The sequence below is a fragment of the Mariniflexile aquimaris genome, assembly GCF_042676825.1.
GTDB classification, from domain to species: domain Bacteria; phylum Bacteroidota; class Bacteroidia; order Flavobacteriales; family Flavobacteriaceae; genus Mariniflexile; species Mariniflexile aquimaris.
Window position 1 is genome coordinate 983,431 of the sequence record NZ_JBHTIB010000012.1, and the last position, 19,646, is coordinate 1,003,076.

The 19,646-nt window shown below is 33.3% G+C and carries 21 protein-coding genes; 14 read left to right on the forward strand and 7 right to left on the reverse strand.

The window, feature by feature from the left end:
* Positions 1 to 63: 63 nt before the first annotated feature.
* The 5 genes from ACFQ0I_RS12310 (at position 64) to ACFQ0I_RS12330 (ending at position 4,283) form a co-directional block, all read left to right on the forward strand.
* On the forward strand, positions 64 to 1,650 hold the full coding sequence (locus ACFQ0I_RS12310) for a hypothetical protein (RefSeq protein ID WP_379942687.1): 1,587 nt from the start codon (positions 64 to 66) through the stop codon (positions 1,648 to 1,650).
* A gap of 250 nt (positions 1,651 to 1,900) precedes the next feature.
* A complete protein-coding gene (locus tag ACFQ0I_RS12315) occupies positions 1,901 to 2,389 on the forward strand; it encodes a GNAT family N-acetyltransferase (protein WP_379942689.1) in 489 nt (162 codons plus the stop codon).
* Between the two features lie 396 nt (positions 2,390 to 2,785).
* A complete protein-coding gene (locus tag ACFQ0I_RS12320; RefSeq protein WP_379942691.1) occupies positions 2,786 to 3,052 on the forward strand; it encodes a carboxypeptidase-like regulatory domain-containing protein in 267 nt (88 codons plus the stop codon).
* The gene (locus ACFQ0I_RS12325) at positions 3,037 to 3,654 is read left to right on the forward strand and encodes a hypothetical protein (RefSeq protein WP_379942693.1); all 618 of its coding nucleotides are present in this window, start codon (positions 3,037 to 3,039) and stop codon (positions 3,652 to 3,654) included. The genes ACFQ0I_RS12320 and ACFQ0I_RS12325 overlap by 16 nt, the downstream gene beginning before the upstream one ends.
* A gap of 308 nt (positions 3,655 to 3,962) precedes the next feature.
* Positions 3,963 to 4,283 (forward strand): hypothetical protein, encoded by a 321-nt coding sequence (locus tag ACFQ0I_RS12330; protein WP_379942695.1) that lies wholly within the window; start codon positions 3,963 to 3,965, stop codon positions 4,281 to 4,283.
* Positions 4,284 to 4,354: 71 nt separating this feature from the next.
* Here the strand turns inward: ACFQ0I_RS12330 and ACFQ0I_RS12335 are convergent, their stop codons facing one another.
* Complete coding sequence (locus ACFQ0I_RS12335) at positions 4,355 to 5,512, reverse strand: THUMP domain-containing class I SAM-dependent RNA methyltransferase (protein ID WP_379942697.1); 1,158 nt, start codon at positions 5,510 to 5,512, stop codon at positions 4,355 to 4,357.
* A 278-nt stretch (positions 5,513 to 5,790) separates the two neighbouring features.
* On the opposite strand from ACFQ0I_RS12335, the gene ACFQ0I_RS12340 reads away from it, so the two are divergent.
* The 4 genes from ACFQ0I_RS12340 to ACFQ0I_RS12355 all read left to right on the forward strand — a co-directional run bounded on the left by ACFQ0I_RS12340 (position 5,791) and on the right by ACFQ0I_RS12355 (position 8,686).
* Complete coding sequence (locus ACFQ0I_RS12340; RefSeq protein ID WP_379942699.1) at positions 5,791 to 6,522, forward strand: class I SAM-dependent methyltransferase; 732 nt, start codon at positions 5,791 to 5,793, stop codon at positions 6,520 to 6,522.
* Between the two features lie 34 nt (positions 6,523 to 6,556).
* Complete coding sequence (locus ACFQ0I_RS12345) at positions 6,557 to 7,231, forward strand: ZIP family metal transporter (protein WP_379942701.1); 675 nt, start codon at positions 6,557 to 6,559, stop codon at positions 7,229 to 7,231.
* A 193-nt stretch (positions 7,232 to 7,424) separates the two neighbouring features.
* Positions 7,425 to 7,853 (forward strand): DUF4268 domain-containing protein, encoded by a 429-nt coding sequence (locus ACFQ0I_RS12350; protein ID WP_379942703.1) that lies wholly within the window; start codon positions 7,425 to 7,427, stop codon positions 7,851 to 7,853.
* 17 nt (positions 7,854 to 7,870) lie between these two features.
* On the forward strand, positions 7,871 to 8,686 hold the full coding sequence (locus ACFQ0I_RS12355; RefSeq protein WP_379942705.1) for an amidohydrolase family protein: 816 nt from the start codon (positions 7,871 to 7,873) through the stop codon (positions 8,684 to 8,686).
* Positions 8,687 to 8,768: 82 nt separating this feature from the next.
* On the opposite strand, the gene ACFQ0I_RS12360 is transcribed toward ACFQ0I_RS12355, so the two are convergent.
* Genes ACFQ0I_RS12360 through ACFQ0I_RS12370 form a run of 3 tightly spaced genes read right to left on the reverse strand, consistent with a single transcriptional unit; the run spans position 8,769 to position 10,580 of the window.
* On the reverse strand, positions 8,769 to 9,257 hold the full coding sequence (locus ACFQ0I_RS12360; RefSeq protein ID WP_379942707.1) for a GNAT family N-acetyltransferase: 489 nt from the start codon (positions 9,255 to 9,257) through the stop codon (positions 8,769 to 8,771).
* 10 nt (positions 9,258 to 9,267) lie between these two features.
* Positions 9,268 to 9,900, reverse strand: a complete 633-nt coding sequence (gene trhA / locus ACFQ0I_RS12365; protein ID WP_379942709.1) for a PAQR family membrane homeostasis protein TrhA — start codon at positions 9,898 to 9,900, stop codon at positions 9,268 to 9,270.
* The gene (locus tag ACFQ0I_RS12370; RefSeq protein WP_379942711.1) at positions 9,900 to 10,580 is read right to left on the reverse strand and encodes a DUF4294 domain-containing protein; all 681 of its coding nucleotides are present in this window, start codon (positions 10,578 to 10,580) and stop codon (positions 9,900 to 9,902) included. The genes trhA and ACFQ0I_RS12370 overlap by 1 nt, the downstream gene beginning before the upstream one ends.
* A 105-nt stretch (positions 10,581 to 10,685) precedes the next feature.
* Between ACFQ0I_RS12370 and ACFQ0I_RS12375 the strand changes: the two genes are divergently transcribed.
* From ACFQ0I_RS12375 to ACFQ0I_RS12395, 5 genes are all read left to right on the forward strand, one after another.
* Positions 10,686 to 11,768 (forward strand): M42 family metallopeptidase, encoded by a 1,083-nt coding sequence (locus ACFQ0I_RS12375; protein ID WP_449288678.1) that lies wholly within the window; start codon positions 10,686 to 10,688, stop codon positions 11,766 to 11,768.
* 346 nt (positions 11,769 to 12,114) lie between these two features.
* Complete coding sequence (locus ACFQ0I_RS12380; protein ID WP_379942713.1) at positions 12,115 to 12,666, forward strand: NUDIX hydrolase; 552 nt, start codon at positions 12,115 to 12,117, stop codon at positions 12,664 to 12,666.
* A gap of 188 nt (positions 12,667 to 12,854) precedes the next feature.
* Positions 12,855 to 13,340, forward strand: coding sequence for an acetyl-CoA carboxylase biotin carboxyl carrier protein subunit (locus tag ACFQ0I_RS12385; RefSeq protein ID WP_379942715.1), 486 nt, complete (start codon positions 12,855 to 12,857; stop codon positions 13,338 to 13,340).
* Positions 13,341 to 13,343: 3 nt separating this feature from the next.
* Complete coding sequence (gene accC / locus ACFQ0I_RS12390; protein ID WP_379942717.1) at positions 13,344 to 14,786, forward strand: acetyl-CoA carboxylase biotin carboxylase subunit; 1,443 nt, start codon at positions 13,344 to 13,346, stop codon at positions 14,784 to 14,786.
* 3 nt (positions 14,787 to 14,789) lie between these two features.
* A complete protein-coding gene (locus tag ACFQ0I_RS12395; protein ID WP_379942719.1) occupies positions 14,790 to 16,331 on the forward strand; it encodes an acyl-CoA carboxylase subunit beta in 1,542 nt (513 codons plus the stop codon).
* 282 nt (positions 16,332 to 16,613) lie between these two features.
* Here ACFQ0I_RS12395 and ACFQ0I_RS12400 read toward each other — a convergent pair whose 3' ends face one another.
* The 3 genes from ACFQ0I_RS12400 to ACFQ0I_RS12410 all read right to left on the reverse strand — a co-directional run bounded on the left by ACFQ0I_RS12400 (position 16,614) and on the right by ACFQ0I_RS12410 (position 19,642).
* Positions 16,614 to 18,212 (reverse strand): helix-turn-helix transcriptional regulator, encoded by a 1,599-nt coding sequence (locus ACFQ0I_RS12400; RefSeq protein ID WP_379942721.1) that lies wholly within the window; start codon positions 18,210 to 18,212, stop codon positions 16,614 to 16,616.
* A 126-nt stretch (positions 18,213 to 18,338) separates the two neighbouring features.
* On the reverse strand, positions 18,339 to 18,950 hold the full coding sequence (locus ACFQ0I_RS12405; RefSeq protein ID WP_379942723.1) for a DEAD/DEAH box helicase: 612 nt from the start codon (positions 18,948 to 18,950) through the stop codon (positions 18,339 to 18,341).
* Positions 18,951 to 19,063: 113 nt separating this feature from the next.
* Positions 19,064 to 19,642: a YceI family protein gene (locus ACFQ0I_RS12410; protein ID WP_379942725.1), complete on the reverse strand. Its 579-nt coding sequence runs from the start codon at positions 19,640 to 19,642 to the stop codon at positions 19,064 to 19,066.
* Between the last annotated feature and the right edge of the window lie 4 nt (positions 19,643 to 19,646).

Genomic DNA, 19,646 nt, shown 5'->3' on the forward strand with positions numbered 1-19,646 from the left:
ACATATTTTGATTAACTTAGCTTATCTCTTACATAACTCAAATCTAAGTTACTAATCATGTCGATGGCAATTAACAAAACGACCAAGTTTATTTTAGTATCATTCATCATATTATTTTTTGGATGTACACCAAAAATAAGTGAACATTTTGAACATAATAATTATATTAAAAACTATAGCATTCACATTGTAAATGACTCTTTAGAATTATATTTTAAATCACCCGCCGACATCATCTATACGACAGATAAAAATGAATTAAAAAAAGTAATTCGCCATTCAAAATTTAAGTTAAAACATAGTGTTCTTGCTTACGGCAAAACTGATGAACCACCCTACGAATATTTTGTTGCTACATCAAAAAACAACAAACACAATTACCCAAAAAACATAATCGTTTTTGATACTTTAATCAATAATCGCCTGATACAATTTATAGGAAATCCGCTAACAGAAAACTCTAAAAACACTTTAGAAATTGATTTGAGAAATATTTTTAAAAGTTTAGAAGTCGGAAAAAGTTACAGAAAAGAAATAAGCACAGTAATGGATATTGTGAAAAAGCATCAAAATTCCAATAAATTTTTTGCAATATTAAATGAACTTAGTGAATTCCCAACTTATGATAAACAAGAAGAATGGACAAAACTACAAATGCAATTGACCTTCTCTTCATTTTTGGGAAACAATAAGTTTTATGACAAGCACTTAACAGATCTTGAATCAAGATTTAAACCAAACGACACAATTTCTAAGCTAATAGAGAAGTATTCGGTATTTGATTCAAAAGTTATTGACACCATTGTTTTAGAAGCTGAAAAACATAAAATTGTAATGATAAATGAAAATCATTTTTATCCAAACCATAGGTTATTGATTTCCGATTTATTAAAACAACTAAAAAAAATAGGCTATTCTTATTTGGCATTAGAAGCTTTAAATATTAAACAGGATAGCTTACTAAATCTCGATGATTCATACCCAACTTTAAAAACAGGCTTTTATACGAGTGAACAGAATTATAGCAATGTAATTAGACAAGCAAAGGAATTAGGTTATGAATTCATTGCCTATGAAAATTCAGATTTAAATAAAAATAGAGAAGTTGGGCAAGCTGAAAACTTATACAATAAAACATTTAAATTAAACCCTGATTGCAAGGTTTTGGTGCTTGCCGGAATAGACCATATTCTTGAAAAACCAACTAAAAGAGGAAAAGAATGGATGGCATCAATATTTAAAGAAAAATATAATATCGACCCACTCACCATAAGCCAAACCCATCTTAATTCTTACAGAAAAGAAATAAATACTACCTATGGTATTATAAACAGTAAGCATTTCAATAATGACCGATTACAATCAGTAGATTATTTCGTACTAAATAACAAGATAAACAACCTAACTGAAAACCTCCACACATTTTCTTATTTAAACAAGTCGGAAAATGAAGTTCAGATAGTATTATTCTATGAAAACGAAATATTAAACAAATACGACTTTCATAATAAAGTGCCCTATTTTACCAGCATTGTAAAAAGTGGTGAAAAATATAATTTATCTATAAATAAAAACTGTAAAGTATATTTATACACATTCGATAAAAATGGAAAACGAATTGATAAACAATTAATTACATTAACAAATTAGCAACTTAATCTCCACTTCAATAAAACCCTCTTTTGCATTTTACCCCACCTGCAACCCACAATAAACCGAAGCCTTCACTTCTACTCTATCCAATGCAATTTAGTCTTCCCCACAACCACTAAACTCTTGATGATATAGTTCAATTTTCTGTTGTTTTTTATTAAAAAATTCTAATTTCGTCTATCAAAACCATTAAACATGTAACCCGTTTTATATTACATTAAAGCTGGGACTTTTTAAAACAACTACATTGAACATAAGAAAAGCAATACCGTCTGATTTTGACGCCGTTTGGGAGATATTCTCGCAAGTTATTAAAACCGGAGACACCTATGTATTCAATCCAGACACACCAAAAAAGGATTTAGAAAAACATTGGTTTGCCGCTTATATGGAAACCTACGTGCTCGAAGAAAACAGCGAAATTCTAGGAACTTATATTATAAAACCTAACCAAATAGATTTAGGAAATCATATTGCAAATTGCAGTTATATGGTAAGTTTGAATGCACAAGGAAAAGGTGTTGGGAGAAAACTTTGTGAACACTCGCTAGACATCGCAAAACAAAGAGGTTTTGAGGCTATTCAATTCAATATTGTAATCAGTACAAACACAGCAGCTGTAGCCTTATGGAAAAAATACGGCTTTGAAATAATTGGTACAACGCCCAAAGGATTTAGACATGCCAAATTAGGTTTGGTTGATACTTACATTATGTATAAAGACTTAAAAAAATAAAGCAACTACCTGCAATAAAAACCAAACTAAAAAACTCATTTTTCGCAACTTATTTACCTTCACGAATAACACCCGTTTTTTTTTGCGGGATTATGCACAACCCACAACAAAGAGATTGCTTCGTTTCATGGATTGAGGCTTGCAATGATGTAAAAAAGCTGATAAATACTTATTGTTATTTATGTCTTTTTCATAAGAAAATTCCAACTTCCCTTATCGTCTCTTTTAAAACATTAAAACCATTTCATATCATCTCGATGTGAGCAATTTAAGAACACTTCAAAATTAACTAATTCAGTGTCTGAATCTTAAGATTTTCCCAATTATTAAATTCTTAACTAAAATTTATTTTTTAATTTTTAGTATTGGTAACTAAATAAAAAATCAACGACCATCATGAAATTTACCATATCATTATTATCCATATTTATAAGTTTAATTGTTCACTCTCAAGAAAAAACAATAACTGGAAAAGTTTTGAATTTCGAAAATAATGAACCTCTTGCTTATGTTAATATTGGTATTAAAAACAAAACTGTCGGAACCGTTTCCAATAACAATGGTTTATTCAATCTTTCACTAAATGACAAAGTGACTATAAAAGACACTATTATTTTTTCATACATTGGTTTTAAAACCGAAAATATTTGGTATCAGAACTAAATAAAAATAAAAAACCAATTTTACTTCAACCCAAAAATATGGAATTAGATGAAGTAGTTGTGAGTTCAAAAAAAATAAAAATAAAATCTAAAACAATTGGAAGGACATCAAAAGGGCTCGGATTGATGCACTCGAATTTTTACTCATATTATGAAAAAGATGTTGACGACCGATTAAGTAAAGAAGCAGGAATGAAATTTAAAATGAGACGAAATTGCCATATCAACGATTTGAATTTTAATATAACCTCCAATGACTTCAAATCTTTAAAATTTAGGGTGAATTTTTATAAAATACAGGATGGAATTCCAACAGATTTAATAGTTCAGGAAAATATCATATTCGAAATAAAAAACAACTTTTTAGGCTGGTTTACAGTCGATTTAAAACCTTATAAAATTTATTTAAATGAAGAAATCGAAGACGTTGCAGTAACAATACAATGGCTTGAAAGTGTAAAAGCAAATGAAAAAAGTAAATATTTCTCCATTTCAACAGCTAGTTCACCAACACATACAGCCTATTTTAGAGATAAAGCAATGGACAGTTGGAATAAAGGAGGACAAAATTTGAGTTTTTATTTGAATGCAATGTGTGAATAAAAACTACTTACAACATCGGTAACCGTTGCTCAAGTCCTAATTTTATAAAAGCAAGTTAAAAATACGATCGTTAAGGACGTTTGTTTTTTGGCTTAAGCAGCTCATGATACCTCACGTCATCCTATGTTTGTAAAAGCAATAATTGTAAATTCTATGCTTTTACAAACATAGGATGACGTATAAAATGCTGATAAATACTTATTGTTATTTATTGCTTTTTGGCAAGAAAAATATAACTTAGCTTATCGTCTGACATAAAATAATAAAACGATTTCATATCATTTCGTTAGCAGTAATATTTACAGAAAGTGAATAAACTCGACTACAGCATATCATTAAGAGCAAAAGGATTATCCAAAGAAGCCATAATCAAAGAAATGGGTGCGAATGGGTTTAATGAATCTGAGATTAAATTTTATTTAAAAAAATCTGATGACATTCATTTGAAGCAATTATTAAATAATAAACTATCGAAATCTCAGACTAAATTTTCTCGTGTTTTTAAAACAGTTATTCTAATAATTAGCCTCCTTCTTTTGTTAGTTGTTTTTTATGGACATGCAACCATTGGTCTTATTGGACTGTTTTTATTTTGGAGTTTAGTAAAGTTTAGTTCTTATAGGAAATAAAAATGCACATTTGCCTTCGTACTTGTTGCTCGTCAGCCAAATATTATACCGTTGTAAGCTACAGCGCTAGCCTATTTCATATACTTCCCCTTCTTACTACCTTCATACATCACGTATTTAACCAAACGCGCTTCTAGTTTGGCGTTAAATAAATGTATTTTTCTTGAAGGGCGTAAGCCAACATGTTTTAAGGCATCGAGGTTAGAGGTTATAAACCAAGCATCGGTACCTGGGTAACTTTGCTTTAGGGTATCGCCAATGTTTTTATAAAAGTTTTCCATATCGATATCTAAACGCTCACCATAAGGTGGGTTAAATACCATGTGCAATTTCTGGTCGCCACCTTTTTGGGTTTTAAAAAAGTCTTCGTGCTTTACTTCTATAAAATCGTCTAACTGGGCATTTTTTACATTTTCTATGGCTTTGGCAACGGCACTTGGTGCTTTATCGTACCCTATTATTTTATGATGAAAATCGCGGGTTTTTTTAAGCAGCGATTCTTCTATTTTTTCGAATAAATCGACATCCCAATCGTTCCAACGCTCGAAGGCAAATTCTTTACGCATCAGGTTTGGTGGGATGTTACAAGCTATCATAGCGGCTTCTATAAGCATGGTTCCAGAACCACACATAGGGTCCATGAAATCGGTTTGTCCGTCCCAACCAGATAACATAATAAGTCCTGCTGCCAGTACTTCGTTTATTGGCGCAATATTGGTAGCCATTTTGTAACCACGTTTATGCAGCGAATCGCCCGAAGAGTCTAACGAAATGGTAACTTGGTGCCTATCGATATGCACATTTACTTTTAGGTCGGGGAATTTTAAATCGACGTTTGGTCGTTCGCCCGTCGTATCGCGAAACTTATCTACAATAGCATCTTTGGTTTTTTGAGCTATGTAAAGCGAGTTTGTAAACAACTCGGAATGTATAGTAGCATCAACCGCAATGGTGCCGGTAGGTTTTACATACTGCTCCCAAGACATATGGTAAAGTTTATTATATAAATCCTGCTCGTTATTTACAGTAAATGAGTGTATGGGTTTTAATATTTTTATAGCGGTACGCAAGCCTAAATTTGCTTTGTACATAAAGCCTTTATCGCCGGTAAAAGATACACTACGAACGCCTGTTTTTACATCTTGTGCCCCTAGTTGTGTAAGCTCGTTTGCTAATAATTCTTCAAAACCAAATAAGGTTTTGGCTAACATATTAAAATTTTCTTCCATTTTTTATCTCGAATAGATTGCAAAAATAATGTAATTTTGTGGCAAACACGATGTTTATTGAAATTTAGGTTAAGGATTGCAGCGGCATCCTTTTTGTGAAGCGTAGGAACAATACATTTTTATTGAACCTGAATGCATAACGATAATGAGATCCCGAAACAAATTCGGGACTGCTTCGCAGAAAGATATAGCGGAAAGCCTGACCCCTCCCGATAGCTATCGGGATTGGGGGAACCTCCAAAATAAAAAAAAGATTCCTGCCTTCGCAGGAGGTTACTATGAATAAAGATACTTCTACTTGGTTTACTTCTTGGTTTGACACGCCATTTTACCATATTTTATATAAAGACAGAGACGAAACCGAAGCGCAACATTTTATGGATACGCTTACCGGGTATTTAAATATTCCGGAGGGTGGCAGCATACTCGATTTGGCTTGTGGCCGTGGGCGACATGCGGTTTACTTAAACACTTTGGGCTTTGATGTTATTGGCGCCGATTTGAGTGAAAGCAGCATTGCTTACGCCAAAGAATTTGAAAACGACACCCTGCATTTTGAGGTTCATGATATGTGCAAGCCGTTTAACAAAAGCTTCGACGCCGTTTTTAATTTGTTTACCAGTTTTGGGTATTTTGAAAAAAATGAAGACAATTTAAATACCATAAAAGCCATTAAGTCTGACTTAAATGAATCTGGTTTTGGGGTTATTGATTTTATGAACAGCGAGTTTGTGATTGATAATTTGGTGCCCGAAGAGGTTAAAACGGTTGATGGTATTGATTTTAATTTAAAACGCTATGTGGCTGATGGCTACATTATTAAAGATATTAGTTTTACGACCGATGGGGAACATTATAAATTTCAGGAGCGCGTAAGAGCCTTTACTTTAGCCGATTTTGAAGCGCTTTTTGAGCAGGCAGATGTTTATTTATTAGATGTTTTTGGTGATTATAAATTGCGTAAGTTTAACCCGCAAACATCGGAGCGTTTAGTGATGATTTTTAAGTAGACTATTTATTAAATTTTAAGTGCAATTAGTTTAAATGTATAAATTTATTTTTCCCATTGTTGCTGTTATTGTTGGATTCTTTTTGGCTATGGTTACCCAAAAACAAAAATCCTGGAACATCAAACTCCTACTCTCTTTTAGTGGTTCGTTTTTATTAGCCTTAACACTTTTTGAATTGTTACCCGAAGTTTACGAACATCTGGATACCAAACTGGCAGGACTCATTATTATGTGCGGTATTATGCTGCAACTTATTTTAGAATTGTTCTCGAAAGGTGCCGAACATGGGCATGTACATATACATAGCCACAGTTCTATTTTTCCGTGGTCGCTGTTTATAAGTTTGTGTATTCATAGCTTTTTAGAAGGCTTTTCTATACACGACCATAACGATATGGTGTATGGTATTTTGGTACATAAAATTCCTATTGCCACTTTAATTACCATGTTTTTATTTCAGTCGCATTACAGCAAACCACAAATTGCGGTCTTTTTATTAGTATTTGCTGCTATGACGCCGCTAGGAACTTTTTTAGGTAACACCTGGGAAGCCGTTGCTGCCTATTCACAAATACTTAATGCACTCGTTATCGGTATCTTTTTTCATATTTCAACTACCATTTTATTTGAAAGTGCCGAAGGCCATAAATTCAACTTTTCTAAGTTTATTTCTATTGTTTTAGGTGTTGGAGTTGCCTATTTAATATAGGCTGTAGGCTGTAGGCTGTAGGCTGTAGGCTGTAGGCTGTAGGCTGTAGGCTGTAGGCTGTAGGCTGTAGGCTGTAGGCTGTAGGCAAAATTAAATTTTTGAACTTTGATACTTCGAAACTCTGAAACTTTGACACTTTAAAACTCTGCAACTTTGAGACTCTGAAACTTTGAAACTCTGAAACTTTAAAAACATGTTTAGCAAAGAAGAATCGCGCATATTACGACAAGAATTCTGGACGAGCTTTGGGAAATCGTTTCCACGAAAATGGACTTTATATGATACGAAGTTAAAAGGATTCTCGTTTAAATTTCATTTCGATACCAAAAGTGCTTTAGTAGCTTTAGATTTAGAAGACGATTTAGAGTTTAGAATAAAATACTGGGAGAAACTGCTGGCTTTAAAATCGATTATTCTTGATGATTTTTTACCCGATGCTATTTTTGAAGAAGCCTATTTTTTAGAAAATGAAAAAGAAATTTCTAGAATTTATGTTACTTTAGAGCAAAAAGTATCTATCCATAACAAAAACACATGGCGCGACGTTATGGAGTTTTTTAATGAAAACATGATGCTTTTTGAAGCCTTTTTTGATGAATACAAAGATGTAATAGAACACTAATTAAAACCATATTTACCATGATTATAGACATGCACACCCATATTAATAATTACCATGAAGACCGTGTAATTTCGTTAAAAGGATGCTTAGACGAGCTTACCGAAAGCATGCAAAAAAACAAGGTAGATTATTCGTTGGTGTTAACATCTTACAAGGTTAACGAGCACAGACCCAGCACCAAACAAGTGGTAGAAGCTATAAAAGGCTATGACAATTTAGGGGTGGTAGCAGGTATTAGTTACCTTAATTACAATTACAAAGACATTATAGAAATTAGTAGTTTTTTAGATCAAAAACTCATAAAAGGTTTAAAATTCTACCCTGGGTACGAGCCTTTTTATCCTAACGACAGTCGTTTAAAAGTGTTTTATGATATGGCAACCGAATATGATGTGCCGGTGATGTTTCATTCGGGCGACACCTATGCTCCAACGGGAAAGGTGAAATATTCGCATCCGCTGCATATTGACGATTTAGCGGTAGATTACCCCAAAATGAAAATTGTTATTTGCCATGTTGGAAACCCATGGATTCGCGATTGTATGGAAGTCGTTTACAAAAACGAACATGTGTACGCCGATATTTCTGGGTTGGTACTTGGGAATTTCTCAGAGAAATTTGAGCGTTTCATGAAAAAGGAAATCGAAGAAATGATCTCGTATGCCGGTGACCCTAATTATTTGCTTTATGGTACCGATTGGCCTATTTCGAATATGGATTCTTATTTAAAATTTATGAATCAACTTGATTTACCAGAAGATAAAAAGGAATTGATTTTATGGAAAAATGCTGCCGATTTATTTAAAATTGATGTTTCAAAATTAAAAAAATAATAGCATTAAATTTTAATGTCTGGTGGCGTCGTTCAACTGTGTTCTAGATAGCTTAAAGTCGGAACCCGAAAAAATATTCAGTTTAAAGACTTAATACTTTTTCCATTTCGTAATCATCCATTACAAAACCGTTTCCAATATCTGAAACAAGAGCTCTGGTTTTTACAAAACCTAGTTTTTCGTATGCCAGAATGGAATTCGTATTGTACTTGTTTACATGTAATTTAATCGCTTTTAAGTGAAACGATTTTGCAAGGTCGTTAACATGCTGCATAGCCGCTTTTCCAATTTTTTTGCCTCTATAGCTGCTTAAAACATATAATTTACTAAGAAATAAATAGTCCGTTTCCTTTTTTACCGCTACATAGCCAACAGGTAAATCTTGGTACCTAATAATATAAAATAGCGCCCCCTGATTAATTTGAGATTTGATGGCTTCGGGCGAATTAAACTTATCTAACATATAGTCTATTTGCGCTTCACTTATAATTGTGATGTAATGTTTACGCCAAATAATATCTGCCAGTTCAGAGATTTTTTTATAATCGACTTCACTTTTTGCAAGCGTCATTTGTATCATATTAAATGACATAGAAAAAAATCATAAAAAAATGAAACATCGCGCCTGCCAGTACAAACAAATGCCAGATGACATGGTTATAAGGTATTTTTTTAATGGCATAAAATATAATGCCTACAGTGTATGCTAAACCACCAGCAAACAGCAACAATACCCCGTTGCTATCCATGGACGCGTATAGGTTTGTAAAATCGAAAATAATTAACCAGCCCATTAGTAAATACAACAGGGTTGAAAAAATTTCGAAACGGCCGGTAAAAAATAATTTTAAAATAACACCAAAAGCCGCAATACCCCAAACAACATAAAATAAGGTCCATCCCAAATTTTCATGCAAGGTTATTAAAAGAATTGGTGTATAGGTACCTGCAATAAGACCATAAATACTAATATGATCGATGATTCTGAAGTAATGTTTTTTCTCCTCGTCTTTTACAGAATGGTATAACGCCGATGCAGTGAATAAAACGATGATTGACATTCCGTACACAATCACGCTAAATAAACTCCAAGAGGTTTTATAACTATTAAATATAATAAGTGCTATTAAACCTAACACACCAAAAATGGCACCTATGGCGTGCGTAATAGCGTTAAGTCGCTCTTGTAATGGTGTTTGTTTAAATTCTGTCACTACTTTTTACTGTTTCTGTCTAGCCAAATATCCGTTAAATCGTAAAAATTATATTCTTTAGCCGCTTTTTGCCTAACAATTAAACCACTTTTAAAACTGCGCTGTAAAATATCTTCAATAAGATAATCTTCATAAACATTAACCGGGTCGTATGGTTTTTTTAATGAGATATCGAACATTCCTGCGGTGGTATTATACCAAAATGCTCGCCACCCACTTCGCAGTTCTTTAACCAATCCAAACGTGGTTTTTCCCGTTTGTCTGTGTATTAATTTTACTAAAATCTGCCCTTCGGTACGGGTGAGTTTTTTTAATTCATCTGAAAACTCCCCTTCAATATATTTCTGAATTATTTTCGTGTAACGATTCTTATCACTTTTCTTTTTCATAGATTCTAAACGCGTGTTTAACGAATCTAAACGTTCGGCAGCCAATTTAGCGTAAGGATACACTTTTAGGGTTTTTCTGCGTAATATTAAATAGCGTACCCGGTCTTCTCTACTGGCAAATTTCATGTCGGTAAGAATATAAACCGTATTCAGGTTTACTACCTTCTGGGGTATAGAATCGCCCTCTATAAACATATAGTCGTAATCCATCTTTTCATCATCCTCATCTTTAATCTGAGCATTAATAAAAACTGGAAAAAGTATCAATAGAAATATTATAAAATTCTTCATAAAACTTTTGGAGCAATAATCATTCAAAATTAACAATTTACAATCTTAAAAACATTTTTTTTCTATTTATATTATTATTTTAGTGCAAAACTTTAACACAATACAATGAAGAGCATTTTAAACAAAAAGTCGATGGACTTTTTAGAATCATATTTAAACAATGCCGCTCCAACTGGCTACGAATGGACAGGGCAAAAACTGTGGATGGATTATTTAAAACCTTATGTAGATGAATTTATTACAGACACCTACGGTACTGCGGTTGGCGTAATTAACCCAAAAGCGAAATACAAAGTTGTTATAGAAGGACATGCCGATGAAATTTCCTGGTATGTAAATTACATATCAGACAACGGGTTAATTTATGTAATAAGAAACGGTGGTAGCGATCACCAAATTGCGCCTAGTAAAATTGTAAATATTCACACGAAAAACGGCATCGTAAAAGGTGTTTTTGGATGGCCAGCCATTCATACTAGAGATAAGGGTAAAGAAGAACCTCCCAAACCAGATAATATTTTTATTGATTGCGGATGCAAAACTAAAGAAGATGTCGAAAAATTAGGCGTGCATGTAGGCTGCGTAATTACGTACCCAGATGAATTTCATATTCTAAATGGTGATAAATTTGTTTGTCGCGCCTTAGATAATCGTATGGGTGGATTTATGATTGCCGAAGTGGCTCGATTACTAAAAGAAAACAAAAAAACCTTACCGTTCGGATTGTATATAGTTAATGCGGTTCAAGAAGAAATAGGTCTACGTGGTGCCGAAATGATTACGCAAACCATAAAACCGAATGTGGCTATTGTTACCGACGTAACACACGATACCACAACACCAATGATTGAAAAGAAAGTGCAAGGTGACTTAGAAATGGGTAAAGGACCAGTAATTGCATATGCACCAGCAGTGCAACAAAAACTTCGCGATTTAATTACCGATACCGCCGAAGCTAAAAAAATACCGTTTCAAAGAAATGCCCTCTCAAGAGCTACAGGAACAGATACCGATGCCTTTGCTTATAGCAATGGTGGCGTAGCTTCTGCCCTTATTTCCTTACCGTTAAGATACATGCATACTACGGTAGAAATGGTGCACAGAGACGATGTAGAAAACGTAATAAAACTTATTTACGAAAGCTTACTTAACATAAAAGATGGTGAATCTTTTAGTTATTTTAAATAATATTTAAATAGAATCGTCATAGCGAGCTTTTCCAATAAAAAAAGCGAAGCAATCTTTTTAATTGAAACTGAGTCAAATAAAATCAGTTAACAAATTAACAGATTGCTTCGTTCCTCGCAATGACGTTTAAAATATTATATAATAATTTGGGCGTTACCACAAGGGTCGGGCTTTCCGCTATATCTTTCTGCGAAGCAATCCCGAATTTGTTTCGGGATCTCATTATCGTTATGCGTTTAGGTTCAATAAAAATGTATTGTTCCTACGCTTCACAAAAAGGATGCCGCATCAATCCCTAACGCAAAAACAACTATAAACAAAATTCAGTAAAACAAAACAAACAGTTATGGACGAATACATTGATATTGTAGATGAAACCGGAAAACCACTTGGTAAATCAGAGCTAAAATCTGTAATACATCAAAAGGGGTATTACCACCATACTGCCCATGTTTGGTTTTATACTCAGGACGGCAACATTTTATTATCACAGCGTTCAGCCAAAAAAAGCATTTGCCCATTAATGTGGGATGTGTCGGTAGCAGGTCATATTGATGCTGGCGAAACTCCAAAACAAGCAGCCATTAGAGAAATAAAAGAAGAGATTGGTGTAACAGTCTTACAGTCGGATTTGCAACCCATTGGAATTTTCCCTTGTTTTCAATCGTATGCAAATGGCATTGAAGACAATGAATTTCATAACACTTTTAAGTGTTTACTATCGGTGCCTCTGTCTACCTTAATTCCACAAGAAGCAGAAGTTGAAGCGCTAAAACTAGTGTCGTTTAAAGACTTTAATTGGCTTATTAATAATATTGGAATCGACAATCATTTTGTGCCTTCAAACAAAAAGTACTACGAACTAGTATTTCAACACATAAAGCAATCATTCTTATAATTTTTTCTTCCAGTCTTTCTTTTTAATCTGGTGTTTAATAGCTTACAAAGCTATTTACAACCACGCCAAAAGTTCTCATTTTATAATTTAAAAGGGTTTTACTCATTTTTAATATTCAGAATCTCATATTTTAAACGAAGTACAAACGCTTAAAATTCTTATATTTACTATGTATCAAAAGGTAAAATATGAGCAAGATCTTTAAAGCGCGCGTTAATAATTCATTTGATTTTGAAATAACTTCCGAAGACCTTTCCAGTCTTGATGCTATTAAAATTTCAGACTCAGAGTATCATATTCTTCAACAAAATAAATCATATAAAGCGGCAATAACAGCATGCGATTTTAACCAAAAAACATATACAGTTTCTGTTAATAAAAACACTTACACTATTAAAATCCAAAATGATTTAGATCTATTAATTGAAAATATGGGGTTTTCATCAGCCATAGAAAAACATATAGATTTCATTATGGCGCCTATGCCGGGTTTAATTTTAGACGTACCTATTAAAATCAATCAAGACGTAAAAGAAAATGATCCGTTATTAATACTTGAAGCCATGAAAATGGAAAACGTTATTACTTCACCTCGAAATGGTCGTATTAAATCCATTTTAATCAAAAAAGGAGATGCTGTCATAAAAAATCAAATATTAATAGAATTTCAATAAGCCATGAAAAAGATTTTAATTGCAAACCGTGGCGAAATTGCCATTCGAGTAATGAAAACAGTTAAAAAAATGGGCATCAAAACGGTGGCTGTTTACTCTACTGCAGACAGGAATGCTCCACACGTTAAATTTGCCGATGAAGCCGTATGCATTGGTGAACCTCCATCAAATGAATCGTATTTGCGAGGTGATAAAATTTTAGCTGTTGCTAAAAAACTACAGGTAGATGCCATCCATCCTGGTTATGGCTTTTTAAGTGAAAATGCAGATTTCGCCGAATTGTGTGAAAAAAATAACATCATATTTATTGGTCCAAAATCCAAAGCCATTCAAATTATGGGAAGCAAACTTGCGGCCAAAGAAGCTGTTAGTCATTATAACATTCCCATGGTGCCCGGTATTGATGAAGCGATTACCGATATCACAAAAGCCAAAACAATTGCAACTAAAATTGGCTATCCCGTGCTTATAAAAGCATCGGCTGGTGGCGGTGGAAAAGGCATGCGTATTGTTGAAAAAGAAAGTGAATTAGAATCTCAAATGAATCGCGCCATTAGCGAAGCAACCTCTGCCTTTGGCGATGGTTCTGTTTTTATTGAGAAATATGTAACCTCTCCAAGACATATCGAAATACAAATTATGGCAGATAGCCATGGCCATATTTTACATTTTTTTGAACGCGAATGTAGCATACAGCGACGGCATCAAAAAGTAATTGAAGAAGCACCATCATCAATTTTAACGCCAGAATTAAGATTAAAAATGGGAGAAGCAGCTATTAAAGTTGCAAAATCTTGCGATTATTTAGGTGCTGGTACCGTAGAATTTTTATTAGATGCCGACCATAATTTCTACTTTTTAGAGATGAATACACGACTACAAGTAGAACATCCGGTTACTGAAATTATAACAAATGTTGATTTAGTAGAACTTCAAATTCGAATAGCCCGGGGTGAAGCCCTTCAAATAAAACAAGAAGATTTAAAGATTAACGGGCATGCTTTAGAATTACGTGTTTATGCCGAAGACCCATTAAATAATTTTTTACCGAGCGTAGGGCAACTTAATATTTACACATTACCCGTTGGAAATGGTATTCGAGTGGACAGCGGATTTGAAGCCGATATGAACATTCCAATTTATTATGACCCTTTGCTTGCAAAGCTTATAACTTATGGAAAAACAAGAGCAGAAGCCATTGAGCTGATGCTCGAGGCGATTGAAAACTTTCATGTTGAAGGTGTAGAAACAACCCTTCCGTTTGGATCTTTTGTTTGCCAACATGAAGCCTTCCGAACAGGAAATTTTGACACACATTTTGTTAAAAAATACTATTCCCCAGAAGCCCTAAAAGCACAAACTAAAATTGAAGCAAACATAGCCGCTAAAATAGCAGTTAAACAATATTTGGAAGACCTAAAAATAGTACGATTACCAAATCAGTAAATTATGGATTCAAAAATCAATAGATTAGATAAACTTAATGCCTTAGCGAAATTAGGTGGTGGACAAGAACGTATAAACAGGCAGCATGAAAAAAAGAAATTAACAGCCAGAGAACGTGTAGATTATTTTTTGGATGAAGGCTCTTTTGAAGAAATTGGTATGCTTGTAACCCACCGATCGAATGATTTTGGTATGGAAAACGAAATATACCATGGCGATGGTGTTGTTACTGGTTACGGTACCGTTAATGGTAGATTGGTATATATTTACGCCCAAGATTTTACTGTTTTTGGGGGTTCATTATCAGAAACCCATGCAGAAAAAATTTGTAAGGTTATGGATTTAGCAGTTAAAGTTGGAGCGCCCATAATTGGTTTAAATGATTCTGGTGGTGCCAGAATTCAAGAAGGTGTAAATTCTCTAGGAGGCTATGCCAATATATTTTATAGAAATGTAAATACTTCTGGCGTGGTGCCTCAAATTTCTGCCATCATGGGGCCATGTGCTGGAGGTGCCGTTTATTCCCCAGCAATTACCGATTTCACCTTCATGGTAGAAAACACTAGCTATATGTTTGTAACGGGCCCAAATGTTGTTAAAACCGTAACGAATGAAGATGTTTCAAGTGAAGATCTGGGAGGTGCTTATACACATGCCTCTAAATCCGGGGTAGCTCATAAAATATCGGCAAATGATATTGAGTGCTTAAACGATGTGAAAAAACTACTTAGCTATCTCCCTCAAAATAATACGGAAACAACCAAAAAACTTAAATTTAAACTTAACAATGAAATAAGAGAAGTACTTTCAGATATTATTCCCGAGAACCCAAATAAACCTTACGATATGCATAAGGTAATTTTAGGCATCATTGATGAGGGTTCCTTTTTTGAAATTCATAAAGATTTTGCTGAAAATATTTTAGTCGGATTTGCAAGACTTGGGGGACGAAGCATCGGTATTGTAGCTAATCAGCCCATGTTTTTAGCCGGCGTTTTGGATGTTAAAAGTTCAAAAAAGGCAGCTAGGTTTGTTCGGTTTTGTGACAGCTTCAATATCCCATTATTAGTCTTAGTTGATGTTCCCGGATTTTTACCAGGAACCGACCAAGAGTGGAATGGCATTATAGTTCATGGCTCAAAATTATTATATGCCTTTAGCGAAGCGACGGTACCCAGAGTGACGGTTATAACAAGAAAAGCCTATGGAGGTGCCTACGATGTCATGAATTCTAAACACATCGGGGCAGATTTAAACTTTGCATGGCCAAGTGCAGAAATAGCTGTAATGGGCGCGAAAGGTGCTGCTGAAATAATATTCAAAAAAGAAATTATAGAGGCTAAAGATCCTGAAGCTAAATTAGCAGAAAAAGAACTGGAATATGGCTTAAAATTTTCAGACCCTTATATAGCAGCGCAACGTGGTTTTATTGATGAAGTCATTTTGCCAAAAGATTCTCGAAAAAAGTTAATTAAAGCTTTTGCCATGTTAGAAGACAAAGCGGTTATAAAGCCCAAACGCAAACATGGTAATATCCCTTTATAGAGAAAGGAGCCTTTTTACAAAGACTCCTTTCGCATCCCTAAAACCAATTTTTTGTCAATAATCCTTTTGTCTTTTTGTTTAATTAATTAAACAATTCCAACCACTAGAAAACAAAAGTTATATATTACTGAAAAATCAGTTAATGATTAATAGCAGGTACAAATATGCTCTAATAAGTTAATAATACACAATTTACAGATACGCACTTACTACGCAAATCGATGAAAAACCGCAGTATGATTGAATAATCAGCGTTTTCGTACATATCATTGCATAAAATTTTTAATGACTAAAGGTTTCTTGTAAGTGTTCTACCAAAGTGGTCTTTTTGGTATCTAATTTTATTTTTTTTGTTATTCTATAGCGTTTACTTTCTAATGCCCGGACAGACATATTTAAAAACAAGGCAATTTCTTTGTTTTTAAACTCCATAAACAAATAATAACAGGTAATTATTTCTGAATCGTTTAATTGCGGATACTTTAATTTAATTTCTTTAAAAAAATGAACGTTTAGCTCGTTAACTAATTCAATATGGTTTTCACTCTTATCTAAAAGTGTAGACGAATTAACATGCAACGATTTATACAATTCTTTAATCCGCTCTTTCTGATAAGGCAACTCATGTATTAACGAAATGTCTTTAATCTCATTTTTTAAGTTTGCAATATACTCTTCCAATCCACGAACCTTTCCTGTTAGCTTTTCGTTATTAGATTTTAAATAATCGTAATTACTAATCTCATCATTAAAATCGTGTACCTTAATTTTATGCTTTCTAAAAAAAACAACATACCGTATACTTAAAAATGCAAGCATAATAAACAAAGAAAACGAGAAAACTGTAATCCAAAATTTTTTATCCTTTTCTGAGGCAAGATTCGATTCTGCTTTTAATAACGGCTTGTTTAATTCATAACTGGCATCTACCATATTCTTAAAAATTTCCTTTTCAAAAACATTTAAAGAATCGAGGTAAATTTTAGCCTGGGCAATATTTCCGGTATTTTTATAATAGTCGGCAAATAAACTAATATATTCTCTTGCCAAATCGCTACTCATGTAGGCTCTAAGATTTCTGGCCTTCTCTAAATAATGAAACGTAGAATCTGTTTGTTTTTTTTTTGAATATTCTTCGGCAAAAGTTAAATTAATACCCGCTTCAAATGACAAGTAATTGTATTTTACAATAGTTGGGTTATTTTTTAAAGATTGAAATTCCTTAAAACTGGCATAAGCTTTTTTGAACTCGTTAAGTTTTATATAATTTTCTGTGAGCATATAATTTGCAAACAAGTAATAATACGCATCATCTTTAACCTTTTTATATTTCTCTAAATGCGGTAATATTAAATCGTTACAACCCTTATACTCATGGTCTAAATACTTAACATAAGCATACATTAGTTCTACTTCTAATAAACCATTTTGGTAATTATCTAGCATATAGAACTCTTTTGCCTTCTCTAAATATTTAAACGCTGTTTGATCCTTTTTAACAAAATAGATATTGGAAAACAGCTCTAAACAGGCACGTCCACCAACACGATAGTTTTTTTCCTTTTCGGCGTAGTTTAAGGCTAAAATATAACTTTGATACAAGTTGGCATATTCACCATCGTCACTTTGAATTAATGCCTGTAATGCGTAAAAATCTGCAACACGACCTTGTATTGCTTTTTCTATGGGCGTAGGAATGGAGTCGAGAAAAGACTGTGCTTTTGTTAGCGAATTTTTTACATGAAATCTAGCAGAATCTACAAAACGCGCGTATTTATGATCAGTTGAATTTTGACCATATAGCGTTGATAAACTTAATAAAAGAAAGCAACATACCCATTGCCCTTTTATTATAATCTTGTTGTTGACAGACCTAAACAAAGAATGTAAATATTAATTTTATAAAAAAAATTACACCTTAAAAATAAGAAAAATATTCAAAAGCATCAGATTAAAACAAAACCAAATACTGTGAATAGCAGAAAATCGAAAAAAATGTAAGATTTGTTATTTAATAATTACTTTTTGAGCAAGAAACATGAAAGATTCTTCCCATCGCTCGAAGCGGTTATCAAAGTGATCTGAAAATACAAGGTACTGACATTTACCAATGCTTTCTGGTGTTCTTGTTACTTCGGCAAAATTATTATTCCTAAATAAAAATTCCGCATCTTCAACAATACACATTTGTAGTTTATTAAGATTTATACCATTTAAATAAAAGATTCTATTTAAACGTTTTGGGGACGCTATGACTATATCGGTGCCTAAATATAACTCTTCGCGTTGCAATTCTAAATTATGCTCTTCGTAAGCACAATAAACGCGTAAATCTGTACCGCGTTTGTACAGATTAAATAAGTCGGCCAATTCTAAAGCCGCTTGTTTATCTTTTACAAAAATTAATGCGCGTGGTGCATCTTCAAATGCTTCTTTTAATTTATTAATAACACTTATAACAAGAGTTGTTGTTTTACCCGCATTTTTTGGCGCTATAATAAATAAGTTCGCGCCACTCTTTATTTTAGATAACACTTTTGTTTGAAGCGCATTAGGTATTTCTATTCCTTGAGCTTTAAGTGCATCTTTAAGCGGTTCTATTAATTTTTTAAATGACATAGTATTGTTTAGAGCCACAAATATACTCTTTTAAAAAAGCATTGCGGCTTTAATAAAAACAAAAAAAGGGACACTCCTATGGAATGTCCCTTTCTTTGATTAGTCACTATTAATTAAAATTCTAAATCTGAAACTAAATCGAATTCATCGTAGATAGCTTTGTCTTTCAAGCCATCAAAAAAGCTTGTAGATCCGTAACGTACATCGTATTTAGTTCTGTCTATCTTTAAAGATGCTGTTGCTTTGTTCCCATAAATAGACATCATAAAGGTTATTGGGTGAGTTTTCCCTTTAATAGTTAAATCTCCCGTAACACTGTAAGCATTTTTTCCAGAAGCGGTAACCTTCGTAAAAACTAATTTAGAGGTTGGATGAGTTTCAACACCAAAGAAATCGTCCGATTTTAAATGTCCGTCAAGTTTCCCTTTGTACTCGCCTTGTAAATCTGTACTTCCTAAAGTTGTCATATCTATAACAACCTCTCCACCTACTAATTTACCTTCATTAAATGATAAAAAACCAGACTTAATATCGATAGTACCTTCGTGAGAACCTGTTACTTTATAACCTTTCCAAACCACTTTACTCTTGTCGGTTTTAATTTCTTTTTTTTCATTCGCTATTTTAGTGAATGATAATGCTGTAAAAGCAATTAAAGCTACGATTGCTAAATTTTTCATTGTGTTTTTCATGTTA

Coding starts and splice junctions, on each gene's coding strand:
- ACFQ0I_RS12310 (WP_379942687.1), top strand. CDS start 64: ATGGCAATTAACAAAACGACCAAGTTTATTTTAGTATCATTCATCATA.
- ACFQ0I_RS12320 (WP_379942691.1), top strand. CDS start 2,786: ATGAAATTTACCATATCATTATTATCCATATTTATAAGTTTAATTGTT.
- ACFQ0I_RS12335 (WP_379942697.1), bottom strand. CDS start 5,512: ATGGAAGAAAATTTTAATATGTTAGCCAAAACCTTATTTGGTTTTGAA.
- ACFQ0I_RS12340 (WP_379942699.1), top strand. CDS start 5,791: ATGAATAAAGATACTTCTACTTGGTTTACTTCTTGGTTTGACACGCCA.
- ACFQ0I_RS12345 (WP_379942701.1), top strand. CDS start 6,557: ATGTATAAATTTATTTTTCCCATTGTTGCTGTTATTGTTGGATTCTTT.
- ACFQ0I_RS12350 (WP_379942703.1), top strand. CDS start 7,425: ATGTTTAGCAAAGAAGAATCGCGCATATTACGACAAGAATTCTGGACG.
- ACFQ0I_RS12355 (WP_379942705.1), top strand. CDS start 7,871: ATGATTATAGACATGCACACCCATATTAATAATTACCATGAAGACCGT.
- ACFQ0I_RS12360 (WP_379942707.1), bottom strand. CDS start 9,257: ATGACGCTTGCAAAAAGTGAAGTCGATTATAAAAAAATCTCTGAACTG.
- ACFQ0I_RS12370 (WP_379942711.1), bottom strand. CDS start 10,580: ATGAAGAATTTTATAATATTTCTATTGATACTTTTTCCAGTTTTTATT.
- ACFQ0I_RS12375 (WP_449288678.1), top strand. CDS start 10,686: ATGAAGAGCATTTTAAACAAAAAGTCGATGGACTTTTTAGAATCATAT.
- ACFQ0I_RS12380 (WP_379942713.1), top strand. CDS start 12,115: ATGGACGAATACATTGATATTGTAGATGAAACCGGAAAACCACTTGGT.
- ACFQ0I_RS12385 (WP_379942715.1), top strand. CDS start 12,855: ATGAGCAAGATCTTTAAAGCGCGCGTTAATAATTCATTTGATTTTGAA.
- accC (WP_379942717.1), top strand. CDS start 13,344: ATGAAAAAGATTTTAATTGCAAACCGTGGCGAAATTGCCATTCGAGTA.
- ACFQ0I_RS12395 (WP_379942719.1), top strand. CDS start 14,790: ATGGATTCAAAAATCAATAGATTAGATAAACTTAATGCCTTAGCGAAA.
- ACFQ0I_RS12405 (WP_379942723.1), bottom strand. CDS start 18,950: ATGTCATTTAAAAAATTAATAGAACCGCTTAAAGATGCACTTAAAGCT.
- ACFQ0I_RS12410 (WP_379942725.1), bottom strand. CDS start 19,642: ATGAAAAACACAATGAAAAATTTAGCAATCGTAGCTTTAATTGCTTTT.